This is a genomic window from Mycobacterium sp. P4_H6 (assembly GCF_056400845.1).
Window position 1 is genome coordinate 27,044 of sequence record NZ_JBFUKN010000049.1, and the last position, 16,961, is coordinate 44,004.

Below are 16,961 nucleotides of genomic sequence, written 5' to 3' on the forward strand. Positions count from 1 at the left end.
GTCGGTCATGTCCCGCATCACCTCGCTCGCCGGGGCGAGAAGTCATTTCGTCGTCGAGCAACGTGTCAGACTGCTGCGCATCTACCTGGGCGCGACGACATTTCTCTACACCTACGGTGTGGTCTTCACCCTCTTCCCGGTCCGCACCGATCTGACCTACGGCAACCCCGTCGGCGGCATCATCGCCATCGTGCTGGGTGTGCTGGGCCTCGCGCAGCTGGCCGTCAGGCCGAACCGGGCCATGTTCGCCACCGCGGTGGCCGTCATCGCCACCCCGATCGTGATGGCCTTTCACGTCACCCTCGCCGCCGAGTACGTCTGCCTGATCGCGCCGATGTTTCTGGCGATGTACATCCGGGCCTTTCATCCGCCCCGGCAGGCGTGGGTGCTCATCGGCATCCTGATCCTGGCCTGTGTGGTGGCGGTCGTCGTCGCGCCGGCGCCGCACGTGGGAGTCATCACCGTGCTGATCATCGTGGTGGCGATCGCCGGCGCGGCCGAGTCCTTCGGGTTGCTGATGCGGGCGATGTTCACCGCGGCCTGCACCGATCCGCTCACCGGGCTGCTGAACCGGGCGGGATGGGAGATCGCGACCACCGATCTGCTCGCCGCCGTCCGCGCACCGTCGGCGCTCACCATCGTCGCGCTCGACATCGATGATCTGAAGGGGCTCAACGACACCCAGGGCCACCCCGCGGGGGACCGTCTGATCGTCGAGTACGCCCGGCACTGGGCACGCGCGGCGCCGAAGGGCGCCGTGCTCGCGCGGCTCGGCGGTGACGAGTTCGCAGCCTGTATCGCCGGGGACAACGTGGAGGGGTTCCTGGCTGACGTGCGGTCGAGGACACCGCGGGTCAGCATCGGCACCGCCACCCGGACGTCGGGACCGGTCGACATCGCCGATCTGTACGCGCAGGCCGACACCGAGCTGTACCGGGGACGCGACAGTGCGCGCCGCGGCGGCTCAGACGCCGGTTGACGCGTACTGCGGCACCTCGATCGAGTCGTAGAGCCGGATGCCCTTGCTGTTCAACCCCGCCAGCGCGGCGGTCAGAGGCTGCGGCAACACCGAGATGAGCCGACCCGCACCGATCAGCGCCCGGACCCCGAGCGGTGAGGACGGCAGAATGTTTTTGGCCATGGACTTGGCCAGCGCCCGGGCGCCGATCACCGGCTCGCGCATCACCCGCTCGTAGGCGGCGTACCCGACGGCCGGATCGCCCTCGGCCCGTTGCAGCTCACCGGCCAGCACGTAGGCACCGATCACCGCGAGGCTGGTGCTGCCGCCGACCGCGGGGCCAGGGCAGTAGCCGGCGTCGCCGACCAGGGTCACCCGGCCACACGACCAGCTGGTCAGCTGCAGCTGGGTGATGGCATCGAAATAGAACGCCGGTGTGCGCCCGAGCTCGTCGAGCCAGCGGTCCACCTCGGTGCTCATCCCGGCGAACCGGTCGTGCAGCTGGCGCTGCTGGCCCGCCGTATCGCGGTGGTCGTAGCGGAAGTCGTTCGCCGGCCGGAAGAGGAAGACCGCCCGCCCGTCGTCGAGATGATCGGCGGTGTAGATCATCGCAGTGCGGTCCACGTCGATGTATCCCGTCATGTCCCCATCGCGGGCAAGCGATTTCGGCACCGAAACCACCGAGAGGTAGGCGCCCAGGAACTCGGTGTGTCCCGAGTCCGGTCCGAAGACCAGCTGCCGGACCCCGGAGTGCAGCCCGTCGGCGCCGATCACCAGATCGAACCGTCGCGGCGCATGGTGGGCGAACGTCACCTCGCCGTCCTCGCCGATGCCGGTGATGTGATCGCCGAACAGATACTCGACCGCGTCGCGGCCGGCGTCGTAGAAGATCTCGCTCAAATCGTCACGCATGATCTCGACGTGACGGTCCGACAGCGCGGACGACAACTTGCCGTAGTCGATATATGCCGGACGCCGGGCACCGCGGCGGTGGAAGTAGATCCGCTCGGTACCGGTGGCGTGGGCCATCACGGCGTCGAGCACACCCATCTTCTCGGCGATCTCCATGGCCGGTCCGAACAGGTCGATCGCGTGCCCGCCGGTCTTGCGCAGGCGCGGTGCGCGTTCGACCACGGTGACCTCGAAACCACGACGGTTCAGCCAGTAGGCCAGCACCGGTCCGGCAATGCTCGCTCCAGAAATGAGAACCCGCATGTCACGCTCCTTACTTAACGGTCGGTAAGTGAATGTACATCACCTTACTTAACGATCGGTCAGTTAGGGTGGGTACGTGAGCGCGCCACGGTCGGACACCCGCCAACGGATCCAGAATGTGGCCCGCGAACTCTTCGCGGAAAAGGGCGTCCAGCGCACCAGCCTGCAGGACATCGCGGCCAGGCTGGGCATCACCAAACCGGCACTGTACTACCACTTTTCGTCGCGGGAAGACCTGGTGCGCAGCATCGTCGCGCCACTGATCGACGGCGGCGAACAGTTCGTGGTGGAGTGCGAGCAGACCGCCTGGCTGACACCCACCCGGCTGCTGGAGGGCTACTTCGACTACTTCTACGCCCACCGGGTCGACCTGGTGACCGTGGTGTCCGAACTGAGCACCATCGCCGATCTCGGGCTGATCGACAGCATGCTGGCCTGGCGTGAGCGCCTCGGCCGGGTGATCTTCGGACCGGATCAGACCCTGGAGCAAGCGGTGCGCGCCGTCATCGCGCTGGGCGGACTGCAGGACTGCTGCATGCAGTTTGCGGATGCGCCCGCCGAGGAACTGCGGGCCGCCGGTATCGCCGGGGCGCTGGACGCGCTGGGGCTGAGTTAGAAGCCGCCCATATCGGCCGACAACCAGTGCTGCGGTTTCAGATACACCGCCACGCTGGGGCCGTGTTCGCGGCGGGCCATCTCCAGATACGGCTCGACCGCATCCGGCGGCAGATAGCGCTTGGTCATCTCGACGAGCTGCTCGTCGGTGCCCTCTTCGATCCGGTCGACCGCACCGTCCACCGCCACATAACGCACGGTGGGTTCGACCCGGTCGACCATCAGCGACAGATAGCCGGCGGCCTCGATGAGGCGGTGCTTGCGCGATCCGGTGCCGGTGATGAACCAGGGCTGACCGCCCGGGGTGTACTGGTACCAGATCGGCACGGTCAACGGGCCGCGATCTTTCCCGGCACTCACCGACAGAGCGGCCACGTGCGGCTCAGCAAGAAACTGTTCGCGTTCTTCCCGAGAGAGCGGCATGGCTCAGAGGCAGGGAGTGAAGAACAGCAGCTTCGGACCGCAGATACCCGAGGCACCCAGCTTCGGCGGGCCGATGCGCGGCATGCCGATCTTGGGCAAGCCGATCTTCGGGTGCGGCGGGAAGCCGAGCTTCGGTAGCTTGGGCAGTCCGACCTGCGGGGACGGCAGCGCCCGGGCGACCTGGGCGATGTCACCGGCGGCCGAGAAGGTTTGACCGGCGGAACGGAGTGCGGAGCCCTGGCCGGGGACCAGGCCCAGGAAGGCCAGCGTGCCCGCAACGTCAGCGGCGGCGGAGGTGGCCAGCACGGGCCAGCCGACCACGGTATCCACTGTGCCGACGACCGAGTTCCAGACGCGGGTGCCCTCAGGAACCAACTTGGCCTGCTGGGCCAGCTGCCAGGCGCCGCCCATCTGCTCGGGGGTCAGCTTGGCGACGGCCGGGGTCTCGGCCTTCTGCAGCGCGGCGGACAACAGCGACTGGCACTTGCCGGTATCGGAGTTGCGGACCTGCGACTTGTTGCAGTTGTCCACGCAGCTGCCGTTGAACTCGGACTGGCCGGCGCCGCAGGTGGTTTCTGCAACGCTCGGTGCCGCGGTGGCGATCGAGATGGCAGCCAGCGGCATCAGCGTGGCCAGTGAAGCGGCCGCGAAGCGACGTTTGATGGCGGTCATGACCAGTCCTCAGCGTTGATCCAGCGAATGATTTATCCAGAGTGTAGACGATTTAAGAATCGGGTGGGGAGGCCTAGAGTTTGAGGCTATGCGCTTCGGACTCTTCATCCCGCAGGGTTGGCGACTCGACCTCGTCGACATTCCCACCGATAAGCACTGGTCAGTGATGCGTGACCTGGCTACCTACGCCGATAACAGCACGTGGGACTCGGTGTGGGTCTATGACCACTTCCACACCGTCCCGGTGCCCACCGACGAGGCAACCCACGAGGCCTGGACCCTGATGTCGGCCTTCGCAGCAACCACCGAGCGAGTCAAACTCGGCCAGATGTGTACCGCCATGAGTTACCGGAATCCGGCTTACCTGGCAAAAGTCGCAGCAACCGTCGACGTCATCTCCGGCGGCCGCACCCAGATGGGTATCGGCGGCGGCTGGTACGAGCACGAGTGGCGCGCATACGGGTACGGCTTCCCCTCCGCGGGTGAGCGACTGGGCCGCCTCGACGAGGGCGTGCAGATCATGCGGGACGCCTGGCGCGACGGCCGGGTCACCTTCGACGGCAAGTACTACCAGGTGGACGACGCCATCGTCGCCCCCACACCGCCGCAGGAGGGTGGGCTGCCGCTGTGGATCGCCGGTGGCGGCGAGAAGGTCACCCTGCGCATCGCCGCGAAGTACGCGCAGTACACCAACTTCAGCAGCGCGCCCGAGGAGTTCGAGCGTAAATCGCAGATCCTGGCCGGGCACTGCGGTGAGGTCGGCACCGACTACGACGCGATCGTCCGGTCGGCGAACTTCAACTCCGTCATCGCCGGCTCCGAGTCCGAGGTCAAAGACCGGCTGAAGGCGATCCGGGATCGGCAGGTCCCCAAGGCCGGCGAGGACGCGGTCGACGCCATGCTGTCCAATGTCGCCTCGCCGGACTCGGCCACCGGCACCCCGGAACAGGTGGTCGAACGGCTGACACGGCTACGCGACCTCGGGTGTGAGTACGCCATCCTGTACTTCCCCGAGGCCGCGTATGACCGCTCCGGTATCGAATTGTTCGAGCGTGAGGTCATCCCGGCACTGGGCTGACTTGGTAGTGCGCGATCTGCCAGCCGTCCGGTGTGCGGGTGACGAGCACGCTCAGGTTCAGGCTGACACCGGTCCCGTCGGCGAAGGTGAAATCGGCCTGCGTGTAGCCGAGCACCACACCGTCGGCGGGAGTGCGGGTCTGTAGGATCCGGTACCGCACCGTCAGCCCGAGCGGCTGTGACGCGTAGTAGTCGCGGACACCCGCGCGGCCCACGCTGTAGGGCCGCAGCCCCTGGAAGATCGCGTCGGTGGTGAACACCTGCGCCACCCGGTCGGGTTCGTGGGCGTCGATGCCCGCCTGCCAGATGTCCAGGACCTCGCGAATCACGTCGTCGCTCATTTTCAGTACCCCGCTGCCTGGCCGCCGTCGACGTGCAGGATCTCACCGGTGACGAAGCCGGCGTTCTCCAGGTAGAGCACCGCGTCCACCACATCGGACTGCTCACCGATGCGCTTCTGCGGGTTCAGCTGGGCCAGGCCCGCGTACTCCTCGTCGGAGTGCATCGGGGTGCGGATGATGCCGAGCGCCACCGCGTTGACCCGGATACCGCGGGTGGCGTACTCGACGGCCAGCGATTTGGTGGCCGCGTTCAGACCGCCCTTGGTCAGCGAGGCGAGCACCGACGGTGCCGCGGTGGTGGCCTGATCGACCAGGCTGGTCGACACGTTGACCAGGTGGCCGCCGTGGTCCCCCATCGCGGCGACCGCGGCGCGGGACACCTCGAAGAAGCCGCGCAGGTTCACCCCGGTGATGGCGTCGTAATCGGCGTCGGTGTACTCGGTGAACGGTTTGGCGATGAAGATGCCTGCGTTGTTGACGACGGTGTCGACGCGGCCGAAGTGCTCCAGTGCGGCGTCGATGATGCGCTGGCCGACACCGGGTTCGCCGATATCGCCGGGTACCGCGAGCACCATCGGGTCATCGCTCGCGGCGATGGTGCGTGAGTTGGCGACGACGGCGTAGCCGAGCTTGCGGTAGCCCTCGACCAGTGCCGCGCCGATTCCCTGGGATGCGCCGGTGATGATCGCGACGCGGGTGGTGTTGTTCATGAGCTGAGCCTTTCTAGGGGTGATCTGTTCGCCTCAACCGCATTCAAGGCGGCACCCATGCCTGGTCGATAGGACCGGAAAACTCGCTGGTGATAGCGCGGGCCTACTAGGCTGCACCGGGTGGAACTGCGGCAGCTGCGGTATTTCGTGACGGTCGCCGAGGAACTGAACTTCGGCAGGGCGGCCGAGCGGCTGCGCATCGCGGGACCGTCGCTGTCCCAGCAGATCAAGGCGCTGGAACGCGACCTGAAGGTCCAGCTGTTCGACCGCGACCGCCGATCGGTCGCGCTCACCCCGGCCGGCACCGCGCTGCTGCCCGATGCCCGCTCGCTGGTCCGCCATGCCGACGAGTTACGCAGGCGGGCAATGAATCTGGCGACCGACGATCCGGTGCGCATCGGCTGTGTGAACTGGTGCCCGGTCGACTGGTCCGAGCGGGCCGCCGGCGTCGCCACCCTGCGGGTGGACACCTGGGTGATGCCCTCGCACGCGCAGGCCGCCCGGGTCGCCGACGGCAGCCTCGATCTGGCGATCTGCTGGGTGCAGAACGAGGACCTGCGCGAACTGGAGCTCGAGGCGCGTCTGGTCGGGGTGGACCGGCTCTACGCCGTCTGTCCGGGCACCGATGACGCGCCGGTGCCCGCGAAAGACACCGTGGTGTTGGTCGATACCGACACCGCGAGCTGGTCGTCGTGGAACCGCTACGCCGAGCAGTTCGCCGCCGATACCGGCGCGCGGGTCATGCGCACCGATGACGGCGGGGTCACCGGCCCGACATTCTTCGAGCACGTGCGCCGGCTCGGCCGGCCGGTCCTCAACAATCCGAAGGGCCAGAACGACACCGAGTCCAGCGATCTGGTGCGCCGCCCGGTGACCGGCCCGGTGCCGTTGTGGACGTGGTCACTGGTGTGGCGGCGGGATGAGGACCGTGCGTCGGTGCTCTCCGTCGTCGACGCCTTCACCCGCGACATCGGTGACCTCGGTGTCGATACCCCCGGTGTCTGGCTGCCTGCCGATGACCCATATCGCCGCGCAGACCAGCCCAGCCACTGACACCACGATCGCGCCGGCCATCAGGGCGTGATGAAAACCGTTGTCCAGCAACGGGGTCACCAGCAGCGGCCCGGCGATCTGGCCCGCCGAGTAGCCCGCCGTCAACAACGCGACCGCAGCGGGCACACCCAGCACCCGGCCCTCGGCGAGCGCCAGCGTGCTCACCCCGATGAACGTGCCGCCGAACAGGACCGCACCCACCAGCGCGGCGACGGCACCGCTCGCGCAGGCCAGCGCGATCCCGCCGGCCTGCAGCATCAGGGCCACGGTGAGCAGCGCGGGCCTGCTGAAGCGTTCGCTGAGCCGGTCCCACACCATGGCCGACGGAATCACCGCCAGGCCCACCACCAGCCACGCCGCCCCGCCGAGGCGTCCGGGGGAGTGCTGCGCCACCGCGGCCACCAGGAAGGTTCCGGCGACGATGTAGCCGACACCTTCCAGTGTGTAACCCGCGAACAGCAGCCCGAACTGTCCGCGGCCCGCCTTCCCGGCCGGGGCCGCGGCCGGTGCGGGTGCGGACGGCGACGGTAGCCGCCATGCCAGCACCGTGAGCGCACCGGCCAGCCCGCCGGCCGCCCACCAGGACACCCGCCAGTCGGTACCGATGGGCAGCGCGAGCACCAGCGCGGCGGACAGCGCGATCCCGATGYCGACACCGCTGAAACCCCATCCGGAGTGCCGCGGGGACGAGTCCAGCAGGGCATTGACCGCGATGACGAAGGCCAGCGCGCTGCCCACTCCGGCCACCGCGCGCAGCATCAGCCAGCCCGGCACCGCGACGGTCAGTGGCATGCACAGCAGGCTGAGTGTGACCGCGACGAGGCATGCCTGAAACACCCTGTGCGAGCGGGCGATCCGTGGGGACAGTGCGGCTGCCACCGCGCCGGCCAGATACCCGGCGTAATTGGCGGTCGCGATGTGTCCGGCGGCGTGCGGTCCCAGTCCGGCCTGGGCCGTCATCAACGGCAGGATCGGGGTGTAGACGAAACGGCCGATCCCCATCGCGGCGGCCAGCGCCGCCGTGGTCCGGATGACGGGTCCATACGTGTGGTGCTGCATTGCTCCAGGATGCGAACACCCGGTCGGTCGCACCACGACCCGCACGCTCTCAGCTGCGAGGCGGAACCTACCAATCCACGGGATGGCCGCCGCGGCGAAACCCGTTGAGACCGAACAGGCAAGACATGACAAGGAGCGGATCATGAACGAGAACATCACCGTACTGGTCACCGGTGGCAACCGCGGGCTGGGCAAGAAGATCGCCGAAGAGTTCGTCGCCCGCGGCGCCAAGGTCTATGCGGCCGCGCGGCGCCCCGAGACCGTCGACACCGCCGGTGTCATCCCGGTACAGCTGGACATCACCGATCCCGAGACGGTGCGCCGGGCCGCCGAGATCGCCTCCGACGTCACCGTTCTGGTGAACAACGCCGGTATCTCGACCCGCGCCGGGCTGTTGACCGGGCCGATCGAGGATGTGCGCGCCGAGATGGAGACGCATTACTTCGGCACCCTCAACGTCATCCGGGAGTTCGCTCCCGTCATCGAGCGCAACGGCGGGGGAGCCATCCTGAATGTGCTGTCGGTGCTGTCCTGGATGCATCCGGCCACCTCGGGCGCCTACGCCTCGGCGAAGGCGGCCGCCTGGGCGCTCACCGATGCGGTGCGCGATGAACTCGCCCCGCGCGGGATCGGGGTTTCGGCACTGCACGTCGGGTACATGGACACCGATATGGTCAGTTACATTCCGGCGGAACAGAAAACGGATCCCGCCGTGGTGGCCCGGCTGGCCGTCGACGGTGTGCTCAGCGGGGCCACCGAGATCCTGGCCGACGACTGGGCGCGACGGGCGAAGGCGGCCTTGTCAGAGGTGCGATAGTTGAGGTCATGGAAAAGATCTCGCTCACTGCCCTCGCGCGTGAGCATCTGGAAACCGCCCGCGCCGCCACCAGCGGTCGCAGTGCGCACACGGTGTACGGCGGCCATGAGCACAGCCTGCGGCAGACCCTGATGGCGCTGACCGCGGGCAACGGTCTCGACGATCACGAGAGTCCGGGGGAGGCGACGGTGCAGGTGCTGCACGGCCGGGTCCGGGTGAGCACCGCCGACGCCGGCTGGGAAGGTTCCGCCGGTGATCACCTGGTGCTGCCGCGCACCCGGCACGCGCTGGCCGCGATCGAGGATTCGGTGGTGCTACTGACCGTGGCCAAACAGGTCGGCCCGCACGTCTAGGACGGGCTTCCGCTTCAGAAGGGGCTTGAGTTGGACTGCCAGCGCGCCTCTTCCGGGCGGTCGCCGTAGCGCCGGGCATAGTCCTCGTGCAGGCGGGCGTTCTTCTCACGGTTGATGGCGTCGACGAGGTTGGGGTCCAGGCCGTGCTGGGCCAGGCGATGCCGGCGCCACACCTTGTTCAGCACGTAACCCATCACCAGCGCCCAGGTGTAGATCGGCACCGTCATCTCCAGGTGCACGTACAGCGAGGCCGGCAGCAGCCACAACGGGGCCAGGATCAGCGCCGGCGGGATCGCGTAGCGGATCATGTGCCGGCGGATCGCGCCCGGGCCGGAAAGGTCTGCGGCGACCCAGTCCCGCATGGAATCGGGCAGACGCCGCCCGTACGCGTAGAGAACCCGCTGAACGAAGGTGGGAGTGTCGGCCATGATTTAGATAGTACCCTAACTATTAGTGGGCTACCATTGTGAGCATGACCACGGTGTCCCACGAAGTCGATCCGCTCGCACTGGAGCGGCAGGTGTGTTTCGCGCTCGCGGTGACCAACCGCGCCGTGCTGGCGGTGTACCGGCCGCTGCTGGAGCCGCTCGGGCTCACCCATCCGCAGTACCTGGTGATGCTGGCGCTGTGGGACAACGCCAACGCCGACGGAGAACCCTTATCCGTCAAGCAGATTGCCGCGCTGCTGCAGCTGGACCCGGCCACCACCTCACCCATGCTCAAGCGGCTGGAGACGCTCGGTTTCATCACCCGCACCCGCAGCGCGGCCGACGAGCGCACCACCCACATCTCCTTGACCGCCGGGGGTGCGGCGCTGCGTCGCAAGGCGCTCGACATCCCGCCCACCGTGGTGGCCCGCCTCGGCGTGGATCTCGCCGAACTGGAGAATCTGCACTCGGTGCTGACCCGGATCAATGCGGCCGCGGTGGCCGCCGGCGCGCTGGACGCCTAACGCCGGTGTGACAGCACGTTGACGACGTTGCCCGAACCATCGGCGAAGAAGAACCGCCGCACGCCCCAGTCCTCGTCGGACAGTGGGTGCACGATCTGCAGGCCGGCCGCGACCGCGGCGGCGTACGCGGCGTCGACATCRTCGACCTCGATCGAGACCGTCGGATTGACCGGCGCGGTCTGATCCTTGGTCATCAGGCTGATCTGGTGCCGGTGCGCGGCATCGGCGAGGGTGACGATCCACCCGTGGTTCATCACCTCGGCCAGGCCGAGCGTGGCGACGTAGGCGTCGCGAGTGGCTTCGATGTCGGTGACGGTGAGGATCGGCACCACCCGCGCGACGGTCATATCGCCGGACCGAGCAGGTCGTCCGCATCCTTGATGATGTAGCCGTAGCCCTGTTCGGCCAGGAAGCGCTGCCGGTGCGCGGCGTACTCGGCGTCCAGGCTGTCGCGGGAGACCACCGAATAGAACACCGCACCGCCGCCGTCGGCCTTGGGCCGCAACAGCCGGCCCAGCCGCTGCGCCTCTTCCTGGCGTGACCCGAAAGTACCCGAAACCTGAACGGCCACAGAAGCTTCTGGAAGATCGATGGAGAAGTTCGCCACCTTGGACACCACCAGGGTGCGGATCTCACCGCGGCGGAACTGGTCGAAGAGCAGTTCGCGTTCGGCGTTCTTCGTCGACCCCTGGATCACTGGGGCGTCCAGTTCCTGGCCCAGCTCGTCGAGCTGATCGAGGTAGGCGCCGATCACCAGCGTCGGCTCCTTGGGGTGGCGCTCCAGGATCGACTTCACCACCGCGATCTTGGAATGCGCGGTGGAGCACAACTTGTAGCGCTCCTCGGGTTCGGCGACCGCGTAGAGCATCCGCTCGTTGTCGGTCATGGTCACCCGCACCTCGATGCACTCGGCCGGCGCGATCCAGCCCTGCGCCTCGATGTCCTTCCACGGCGCGTCGTAGCGCTTCGGGCCGATGAGGGAGAACACGTCACCTTCGCGGCCGTCCTCGCGGATCAGCGTCGCGGTCAGCCCGAGCCGGCGCCGCGACTGCAGATCCGCGGTCATCCGGAACACCGGGGCGGGCAGCAGATGCACCTCGTCGTAGATGATCAGGCCCCAGTCGCGGCTGTCGAACAGCTCCAGATGCTTGTACTCGCCCTTGGTGCGGCGGGTGATCACCTGATATGTCGCGATGGTGACCGGGCGGATCTCCTTGCGTTCACCGGAGTACTCGCCGATCTCCTCCTCGGTCAGCGAGGTCCGGGCGATCAGCTCACGCTTCCACTGCCTACCGGCGACGGTGTTGGTGACCAGGATCAGCGTGGTCGCCCCGGCCTTGGCCATCGCGGCCGCACCGACCAGGGTCTTGCCCGCACCGCAGGGCAGCACCACGACCCCGGACCCACCGGCCCAGAACGAGTCGGCGGCCATCTCCTGGTAGTCGCGCAGCACCCAGCCGTCCTGGGCGAGGGTGATCGGGTGCGCCTCACCGTTGACGTAACCGGCCAGGTCCTCGGCGGGCCAGCCGATCTTCAGCAACATCTGCTTGATGCGCCCACGCTCGCTGGCGTGCACGATCACCATGTCGTCGTCGATGCGGGCGCCCAGCATCGGGGCGATCTTCTTGTTGCGCAGCACCTCTTCGAGGACCGCGCGATCCAGGCTCACCAGCACCAGCCCGTGCACCGGGCTCTTGACCAGTTGCAGCCGGCCGTAGCGGGCCATGGTGTCCACGATGTCGACCAGCAACGGCTGCGGCACTGCGTACCGGGAGAAGCTCACCAGGGCGTCCACCACCTGCTCGGCGTCGTGGCCGGCGGCGCGGGCGTTCCACAGGGCCAGTGGCGTGATGCGGTAGGTGTGGATGTGTTCGGGGGCACGCTCGAGCTCGGCGAACGGGGCGATCGCCGCCCGCGCCGCACCGGCGAGTTCGTGGTCGACTTCGAGCAGCACGGTTTTATCGGACTGCACGATCAGGGGGCCGTCGGTCATTCCGTCCATTATCCAGAGTCGGCCGACACCACGGACGTCACGCGGTGGATGGCAAACTCCCGGACCCGCCCCGAGGCCGGGTCGAAGGCCGTCAACTGGCCGCCGCGGATGTTGATCGGCGCCACCACGCGCTGGGTGGCCACCCCCGCCGGGTCGACGTAACCCATGACCACCGAGGTCTGCTCCATGGCCGCCTGCTGCAGCAGCGCGATGAGCACCGCCGGGTCCAGGCGCTCACCGGAGCGCGGTGACGCCGCCACGCTGCGCATCACCGCGACGATCGCGCCCAGGGTCTGGGCCGGGGGAGCGGTCAGCGGCCGGAACACCCGGCGCCGACCCGGTGCCGGTACCCGGGCGCCACGGGCGCGGATATCGACGACGGCACCGGTGGAGTCCTCGGCCGCGGGCACGAACCCGCCGGCACGCAGCGCGGCCAGCACATCGCCGATGGAGGCCTGGGACACCGCGACGGTGGGTGCCAGGATGCGCAATTCCAGGGGTTCGGCGGCCGGTGTGGACACCGCCTGGGCCAGCAATGCGGGGTCCTCGCAGCGCACGAACGATGCCGCCATGCCGACCCGCAGCTGCCCGTGCCTGCGTGCGACATCGTCGATCAGATACGTCAAGCCTTGCGGCACAGGAGTTTTCGAGTGCTTCTCGAAGAAGGCGTGCAGGCCGCCCGCGGTGTGCCCGGCGTCGAGCGCCCGACGGATCGACGGTTCGCTGATCCGGTAGACCATCGCGGCGCCGGCCGATTCCACGGTGGCCACCGCATCCAGCTGTTCGGCGAGCTCACGCAGCAGCGGGCCGGGCACCACCACGGTGAGATCGGCCTGCAGCAGGAAATGGTCCAGCGGCGCGGGCAGCACCTTGGCCATCGCATTGATCACGGCCTCGGCGTCGTCCTCGCTGCGCTGGGCAAGCAGCAGCCGGGCCGGGCCGGCAATCGCGCCACGCCCGACCAGTCCGACCGCATGCGCCTCGCGCAGTAGGTTGGTCACCGGGTCGAGCTGCAGCCGGGCCGCCCAGCGCGGCCGCTGCCACACCATCGCCTGCGCCGCCGATTCGGGTTCCACACCCGCGCCGGCGGGCAGATCGTCGAGCACCGTCAGCAGCAGGCGGCGGTCCAGCGGGGCGGCCGTCGAGTACAGCGCATCCGACAGCACGCCGAACGGCTTGCCGTCGGGACCGCGGCTGCCGACCAGGCTCGGACGTGCGGGCAGGTTCAGCCAGGTCCAGGCCACCTGGTGCCAGCGCGYGGCGGTCGAGATCTCGATGAACCGGTCCGCGGCGACCGTCGGCGCCCAGTAGGGGGCGGTGCCGTCGGCAGGTTCGGGGTCCGGTTGGCCCGGCGCGATCAGTCCCGCCGCCGCGGCCACCTCCAGGATCAGGCCGAGTCGCTGCTCGTCGATGCCGGTCAGCTTGGTCAGCTTCTTGACCTCGCGGACACCGAGCCCGCCGCTGCGCAGTTCGGGCACCGGCGTCGACGACAACGTCTGGATCAGCACGTCGAACTCGCGCAGCAGATCGATGGCGGCGCCCGCGGCGACCGAGTCCACATCGGCCTGGGTCGTGGTGTGCATCGTCGGGTCCGGTGTCCGCAGCCCGGTCGGTCCGGGCAGGTCACCGCGCATCACCTGGGCGACGACGCGGGGCAGGATGACGGTGTCCCCGGTGTCACTGCCGATGTGGTGTAGCAGCCCGGTGGCCAGCAGCCGCTGCACCGGCCGGTCGGCGGGCGTGCCGGGCAGCGCGTCGCGGGTGCGGCCGACAGGTGAGCCCTCGACCAGCCGGGTCAGCAGTTCGCGTGAGGGTTCGTCGAGCTCCTCCAGCAGGGCCGGGATCTGGTCGGCGGGCAGATCGGGCACATCGGGCACGGCCTGTCCCGGGTACCACGGCAGCCCCGCCGCCGTCTCGGCCACCACCCGCAGCGCGTCCTCGCCCCAGACCAGGGCGCGGTCGGCCAACTCGTCGAGCGCCTCCTTCAGCTGGGCGCTGTCGGCGCGGGTGCCGAGGTACTCCAGCAGCATGTCCCGGGGTACCGGCGCGGTGTCGGCGTGCAGCACGAGCAGGGCGTCCAGCACCGCCAGGTGCAGGAAGTTCAGGCCGTCGGTGGCGGCCTTGACCGACTGGCGGGCCTGAGCCCGGGCCGCCAGCGCGGCGATCGTCCCGGGCGGCGGTTGGGTGAGGTCAGGCCTGCATTCGAGCAGCCGGACCAGGCTCTCGTCGGGCAGGTCGGCCAGCCAGACGCCGAGCGGCACGCCGGCCCCACCTGTTTTGGTCATTGCCGACCAGCCTAAGCCAGCGTCCCGCCCTCGCCACCGCTCGCGGTACCTGCCACAATGTGGGTGTGGCAGACAAGAAGCAGTACGTCGATAATGGCTGGCCCGAGGTGGCCGATGGTGATCACGCGGTGAGCGAGCTCGTCAGCGATCGCACCGGCTCGTTGTCCCCGTTCGGAGACGTGAGCTTCCCGTTGCCCGCAGAGGAACTGCCCTACATCCACCCGGTCACCGTCGTCAACAAGTAACCGGTGAGCGGGCTCTCGCACCTCGACGAATCGGGCGCGGCCCACATGGTCGACGTCACGGCCAAGACCGCCACCAAACGGACCGCGGTGGCCCAAGGTGCGGTGCACACCCGCGCCGATGTCATCGAACTGATCGCCGGCGGCGGGCTGCCCAAGGGTGACGCACTGCCCACCGCCCGCGTCGCCGGGATCATGGCGGCCAAGCGCACCAGCGATCTGATCCCGCTGTGCCATCAGTTGGCGCTCACCGGTGTCGACGTCGAATTCGCCATCGGCACAACCGAAGTCACCATCACCGCCACGGTGCGCACCACCGACCGCACCGGCGTCGAGATGGAGGCGCTGACCGCCGTGACCGTGGCGGCGCTGACGGTCTACGACATGATCAAGGCCGTCGATCCGGCCGCCCACATCGAGGACGTGCACGTGGTGCGCAAAGAGGGCGGCAAGACCGGGACCTGGACGCCCGCCTGATGCGCTCGGCGCGCGTCATCATCGCCTCCACCCGCGCGGCCGCGGGCGTCTACGAGGACCGCACCGGCCCCGTCATCGTGGAGTGGCTGACCGGCCGTGGGTTCGATGTCGGAGCGCCCGTGGTGGTGGCCGACGGCGCCGAGGTCAGCCGGGCACTGTTCGCGGCCGTCGACGCCCGCGTGAACGTCGTCATCACCTCCGGGGGCACCGGGATATCGCCCACGGACCGCACCGCCGACGCCACCGCGGACATCGTCGACTATCAGATTCCGGGCCTGGCCGACGGGATCCGCCGTTCCGGTCTGCCCCATGTGCCCACCTCGGTGCTGTCCCGCGGGGTGTGCGGGGTGCGCGACGGGGTGCTGATCATCAATCTGCCGGGGTCCACCGGCGGCGTCAAAGACGGACTGGGCGTGCTCGCCGACGTGCTGGAGCACGCGCTGGACCAACTGGCCGGAGGCGATCATGAGCGGCGCTGAAGTCCTGCGGGTCGGCCTCTGCGCGGAACCGATCTCACTGACCGAGCACGAAGCGCTGGTCGCCCACGAGGCGGCCGGCGCGGTCGTCGGCTTCTCCGGGGTCGTCCGCGACCACGACGGCGGCCGTGCCGTGACGCGGCTGGAGTACTCCGCGCATCCGTCGGCGCTGCAGACACTGACCGAGGTGGTGCACGAGGTGGCCCGGAACAGTCAGGGCGTGCGTGCCGTCGCCGTCAGCCACCGCATCGGCGACCTGCACATCGGTGACGCCGCCCTCGTCGTCGCGGTGGCCGCCGACCACCGGCGCGCGGCCTTCGAGACCTGCGCGCTGCTCGTCGACACCGTCAAGGACCGGCTGCCGGTGTGGAAGCACCAGCACTTCGGCGACGGCTCCGACGAATGGGTCAACTCCGCCTAGCAAGCACCGAAGCCGCACTCCCATCGGGAATGCGGCTTCGGTATCTGCGGTCTTACGGGGCCGGCAGCGGCGCGGGCGGCAGCACCGGTGCGCCGGGAGCGGGCGGCGGCGGAACCGGTGCATCCGGAGCCGGCAGAACCGGTGCATTCGGCGGGGGCAGCGGGGTCTGCTGGACACCCGCGGGGGCTCCGGTCAGCGAGCGCTGGGTGGTGACAGCGATGAGCGCGTCCTTGCCGGTGATCTGCTGGTCCTGCACGGCGTTCCAGATCTGGCGCAGGTAGCTGACGTTGGGGCTCTCGTTGGGCAGCGTGTTCGGGTCCAGCGTGGTGCCCGGCGGCAGGCTCTCCGGGCTGATCAGGTGCGGGACACCCTCGGCTGGGACGGGCGCCAACGGATCGGCTGCGGGTGCGGCGACCACGGCGGGAGCGCCGGGGGCGGCCACGGGTGCTGCGGGTGCGGGGGCCGGGACAGGCGCCGGGGCGGGCGGCACCGGCAGGACCGGCTCCAGCGGCATCGGGGCGTCCAGCGACCACAGCTGTGGCTGGCCTTCGGGTGCCGGGGCGGCGACATCCCAGTCGGCAACCTGGATGGCCGGCAGGGCGGCCAGCTGATCGTGGGTCAGCGAGGCGACGGTTTCGACGGGCGGCGCGGGCGGCAGCGGGGCATCGAGCGCCACGGCGACGAACTCGGGTGCCGGGGGGAGCGGGGCATCAACGGGCGGTGCGGGCGGCAGCGGGGCGTCCAGGGCCACGGGGGCGACCTCGGGTGCCGGCGGCGGCAGCGGTGCGTCGACGGGCAGCGGGGCCGGTGCGGCGAGCGCGT

General features: G+C 69.1%; 20 protein-coding genes and 2 pseudogenes. 11 read left to right on the top strand and 11 right to left on the bottom strand.

The features are described from left to right. The first annotated feature begins 7 nt into the window (after nt 1-7). On the top strand, nt 8-979 hold the full coding sequence (locus AC1DTF_RS19860; protein ID WP_477475303.1) for a GGDEF domain-containing protein: 972 nt from the start codon (nt 8-10) through the stop codon (nt 977-979). Here AC1DTF_RS19860 and AC1DTF_RS19865 read toward each other — a convergent pair. Next, nucleotides 965-2,173: an FAD-dependent monooxygenase gene (locus tag AC1DTF_RS19865; RefSeq protein WP_477475304.1), complete on the bottom strand. Its 1,209-nt coding sequence runs from the start codon at nt 2,171-2,173 to the stop codon at nt 965-967. The genes AC1DTF_RS19860 and AC1DTF_RS19865 overlap by 15 nt on opposite strands. Nucleotides 2,174-2,249: 76 nt before the next feature. Between AC1DTF_RS19865 and AC1DTF_RS19870 the strand changes: the two genes are divergently transcribed. Then, entirely contained in the window at nt 2,250-2,789 is a 540-nt protein-coding gene (locus tag AC1DTF_RS19870; protein ID WP_477475305.1) for a TetR/AcrR family transcriptional regulator, read from the top strand. Here the strand turns inward: AC1DTF_RS19870 and AC1DTF_RS19875 are convergent. Both AC1DTF_RS19875 and AC1DTF_RS19880 read right to left on the bottom strand, forming a co-directional pair. After that, complete coding sequence (locus AC1DTF_RS19875) at nt 2,786-3,211, bottom strand: pyridoxamine 5'-phosphate oxidase family protein (protein WP_477475306.1); 426 nt, start codon at nt 3,209-3,211, stop codon at nt 2,786-2,788. The two genes, AC1DTF_RS19870 and AC1DTF_RS19875, sit on opposite strands and share 4 nt — an antisense overlap. Nucleotides 3,212-3,214: 3 nt before the next feature. Further along, nucleotides 3,215-3,883: a hypothetical protein gene (locus AC1DTF_RS19880; protein ID WP_477475307.1), complete on the bottom strand. Its 669-nt coding sequence runs from the start codon at nt 3,881-3,883 to the stop codon at nt 3,215-3,217. A gap of 88 nt (nt 3,884-3,971) precedes the next feature. Here AC1DTF_RS19880 and AC1DTF_RS19885 point away from each other — a divergent pair, with 88 nt between their 5' ends. Then, nucleotides 3,972-4,961: an LLM class F420-dependent oxidoreductase gene (locus AC1DTF_RS19885; protein ID WP_477475308.1), complete on the top strand. Its 990-nt coding sequence runs from the start codon at nt 3,972-3,974 to the stop codon at nt 4,959-4,961. Here AC1DTF_RS19885 and AC1DTF_RS19890 read toward each other — a convergent pair. Further along, nucleotides 4,942-5,301 carry a YybH family protein gene (locus tag AC1DTF_RS19890; RefSeq protein ID WP_477475309.1) on the bottom strand — a complete coding sequence of 120 codons (360 nt, stop codon included), beginning with the start codon at nt 5,299-5,301 and terminating at the stop codon, nt 4,942-4,944. The two genes, AC1DTF_RS19885 and AC1DTF_RS19890, sit on opposite strands and share 20 nt — an antisense overlap. A 2-nt stretch (nt 5,302-5,303) precedes the next feature. Then, entirely contained in the window at nt 5,304-6,011 is a 708-nt protein-coding gene (locus AC1DTF_RS19895; RefSeq protein ID WP_477475310.1) for an SDR family NAD(P)-dependent oxidoreductase, read from the bottom strand. A 120-nt stretch (nt 6,012-6,131) separates the two neighbouring features. Here AC1DTF_RS19895 and AC1DTF_RS19900 point away from each other — a divergent pair, with 120 nt between their 5' ends. After that, nucleotides 6,132-7,064: a LysR family transcriptional regulator gene (locus AC1DTF_RS19900; RefSeq protein WP_477475311.1), complete on the top strand. Its 933-nt coding sequence runs from the start codon at nt 6,132-6,134 to the stop codon at nt 7,062-7,064. A 42-nt stretch (nt 7,065-7,106) separates the two neighbouring features. On the opposite strand, the pseudogene AC1DTF_RS19905 reads toward AC1DTF_RS19900, so the two are convergent. Then, a pseudogene (locus AC1DTF_RS19905) lies at nt 7,107-8,279 on the bottom strand (YbfB/YjiJ family MFS transporter); the annotation flags it as partial. Between AC1DTF_RS19905 and AC1DTF_RS19910 the strand changes: the two are divergent. Together AC1DTF_RS19910 and AC1DTF_RS19915 are read left to right on the top strand one after the other, a co-directional pair. Then, a complete protein-coding gene (locus AC1DTF_RS19910; RefSeq protein WP_477475312.1) occupies nt 8,266-8,940 on the top strand; it encodes an SDR family oxidoreductase in 675 nt (224 codons plus the stop codon). The pseudogene AC1DTF_RS19905 and the gene AC1DTF_RS19910 overlap by 14 nt on opposite strands. An 8-nt stretch (nt 8,941-8,948) precedes the next feature. After that, nucleotides 8,949-9,293: a cupin domain-containing protein gene (locus tag AC1DTF_RS19915; protein WP_057168497.1), complete on the top strand. Its 345-nt coding sequence runs from the start codon at nt 8,949-8,951 to the stop codon at nt 9,291-9,293. 14 nt (nt 9,294-9,307) lie between these two features. Here the strand turns inward: AC1DTF_RS19915 and AC1DTF_RS19920 are convergent, their stop codons facing one another. Beyond that, nucleotides 9,308-9,721: a DUF5313 domain-containing protein gene (locus AC1DTF_RS19920; RefSeq protein WP_057168496.1), complete on the bottom strand. Its 414-nt coding sequence runs from the start codon at nt 9,719-9,721 to the stop codon at nt 9,308-9,310. 44 nt (nt 9,722-9,765) lie between these two features. Between AC1DTF_RS19920 and AC1DTF_RS19925 the strand changes: the two genes are divergently transcribed. Continuing rightward, nucleotides 9,766-10,245, top strand: a complete 480-nt coding sequence (locus tag AC1DTF_RS19925; protein WP_477475313.1) for a MarR family winged helix-turn-helix transcriptional regulator — start codon at nt 9,766-9,768, stop codon at nt 10,243-10,245. Here AC1DTF_RS19925 and AC1DTF_RS19930 read toward each other — a convergent pair. From AC1DTF_RS19930 to AC1DTF_RS19940, 3 genes are read right to left on the bottom strand one after another with little or no spacing between them, the layout of a single operon-like run. Then, nucleotides 10,242-10,592: a VOC family protein gene (locus AC1DTF_RS19930; protein ID WP_477475314.1), complete on the bottom strand. Its 351-nt coding sequence runs from the start codon at nt 10,590-10,592 to the stop codon at nt 10,242-10,244. The genes AC1DTF_RS19925 and AC1DTF_RS19930 overlap by 4 nt on opposite strands. Beyond that, the gene (locus AC1DTF_RS19935; RefSeq protein WP_477475315.1) at nt 10,589-12,238 is read right to left on the bottom strand and encodes a DNA repair helicase XPB; all 1,650 of its coding nucleotides are present in this window, start codon (nt 12,236-12,238) and stop codon (nt 10,589-10,591) included. Before AC1DTF_RS19935 ends, AC1DTF_RS19930 begins: the two co-directional genes overlap by 4 nt. Before the next feature lie 8 nt (nt 12,239-12,246). Further along, nucleotides 12,247-14,523 carry a helicase-associated domain-containing protein gene (locus tag AC1DTF_RS19940; RefSeq protein WP_477475316.1) on the bottom strand — a complete coding sequence of 759 codons (2,277 nt, stop codon included), beginning with the start codon at nt 14,521-14,523 and terminating at the stop codon, nt 12,247-12,249. A 65-nt stretch (nt 14,524-14,588) separates the two neighbouring features. Between AC1DTF_RS19940 and AC1DTF_RS19945 the strand changes: the two genes are divergently transcribed. From AC1DTF_RS19945 to AC1DTF_RS19960, 4 genes are read left to right on the top strand one after another with little or no spacing between them, the layout of a single operon-like run. Then, a complete protein-coding gene (locus AC1DTF_RS19945; RefSeq protein WP_200962200.1) occupies nt 14,589-14,768 on the top strand; it encodes a hypothetical protein in 180 nt (59 codons plus the stop codon). 3 nt (nt 14,769-14,771) lie between these two features. Continuing rightward, nucleotides 14,772-15,242 carry a cyclic pyranopterin monophosphate synthase MoaC gene (gene moaC / locus AC1DTF_RS19950; RefSeq protein ID WP_477475317.1) on the top strand — a complete coding sequence of 157 codons (471 nt, stop codon included), beginning with the start codon at nt 14,772-14,774 and terminating at the stop codon, nt 15,240-15,242. Continuing rightward, a complete protein-coding gene (locus AC1DTF_RS19955; protein WP_477475318.1) occupies nt 15,242-15,721 on the top strand; it encodes a MogA/MoaB family molybdenum cofactor biosynthesis protein in 480 nt (159 codons plus the stop codon). Before moaC ends, AC1DTF_RS19955 begins: the two co-directional genes overlap by 1 nt. Next, the gene (locus AC1DTF_RS19960; protein WP_477475319.1) at nt 15,708-16,139 is read left to right on the top strand and encodes a molybdenum cofactor biosynthesis protein MoaE; all 432 of its coding nucleotides are present in this window, start codon (nt 15,708-15,710) and stop codon (nt 16,137-16,139) included. The genes AC1DTF_RS19955 and AC1DTF_RS19960 overlap by 14 nt, the downstream gene beginning before the upstream one ends. A 52-nt stretch (nt 16,140-16,191) precedes the next feature. Here AC1DTF_RS19960 and AC1DTF_RS19965 read toward each other — a convergent pair. Continuing rightward, nucleotides 16,192-16,961, bottom strand: a pseudogene (locus tag AC1DTF_RS19965) (transglycosylase family protein); the annotation flags it as partial.

Excerpts from the sequence above, each read along its gene's own strand:
- AC1DTF_RS19935 (WP_477475315.1), bottom strand. The coding sequence starts at position 12,238 with ATGACCGACGGCCCCCTGATCGTGCAGTCCGATAAAACCGTGCTGCTC.
- AC1DTF_RS19920 (WP_057168496.1), bottom strand. The coding sequence starts at position 9,721 with ATGGCCGACACTCCCACCTTCGTTCAGCGGGTTCTCTACGCGTACGGG.
- AC1DTF_RS19925 (WP_477475313.1), top strand. The coding sequence starts at position 9,766 with ATGACCACGGTGTCCCACGAAGTCGATCCGCTCGCACTGGAGCGGCAG.
- AC1DTF_RS19960 (WP_477475319.1), top strand. The coding sequence starts at position 15,708 with ATGAGCGGCGCTGAAGTCCTGCGGGTCGGCCTCTGCGCGGAACCGATC.
- AC1DTF_RS19860 (WP_477475303.1), top strand. The coding sequence starts at position 8 with ATGTCCCGCATCACCTCGCTCGCCGGGGCGAGAAGTCATTTCGTCGTC.
- AC1DTF_RS19910 (WP_477475312.1), top strand. The coding sequence starts at position 8,266 with ATGAACGAGAACATCACCGTACTGGTCACCGGTGGCAACCGCGGGCTG.
- AC1DTF_RS19895 (WP_477475310.1), bottom strand. The coding sequence starts at position 6,011 with ATGAACAACACCACCCGCGTCGCGATCATCACCGGCGCATCCCAGGGA.
- AC1DTF_RS19875 (WP_477475306.1), bottom strand. The coding sequence starts at position 3,211 with ATGCCGCTCTCTCGGGAAGAACGCGAACAGTTTCTTGCTGAGCCGCAC.
- AC1DTF_RS19880 (WP_477475307.1), bottom strand. The coding sequence starts at position 3,883 with ATGACCGCCATCAAACGTCGCTTCGCGGCCGCTTCACTGGCCACGCTG.
- AC1DTF_RS19885 (WP_477475308.1), top strand. The coding sequence starts at position 3,972 with ATGCGCTTCGGACTCTTCATCCCGCAGGGTTGGCGACTCGACCTCGTC.
- AC1DTF_RS19865 (WP_477475304.1), bottom strand. The coding sequence starts at position 2,173 with ATGCGGGTTCTCATTTCTGGAGCGAGCATTGCCGGACCGGTGCTGGCC.
- AC1DTF_RS19890 (WP_477475309.1), bottom strand. The coding sequence starts at position 5,301 with ATGAGCGACGACGTGATTCGCGAGGTCCTGGACATCTGGCAGGCGGGC.
- AC1DTF_RS19915 (WP_057168497.1), top strand. The coding sequence starts at position 8,949 with ATGGAAAAGATCTCGCTCACTGCCCTCGCGCGTGAGCATCTGGAAACC.
- AC1DTF_RS19955 (WP_477475318.1), top strand. The coding sequence starts at position 15,242 with ATGCGCTCGGCGCGCGTCATCATCGCCTCCACCCGCGCGGCCGCGGGC.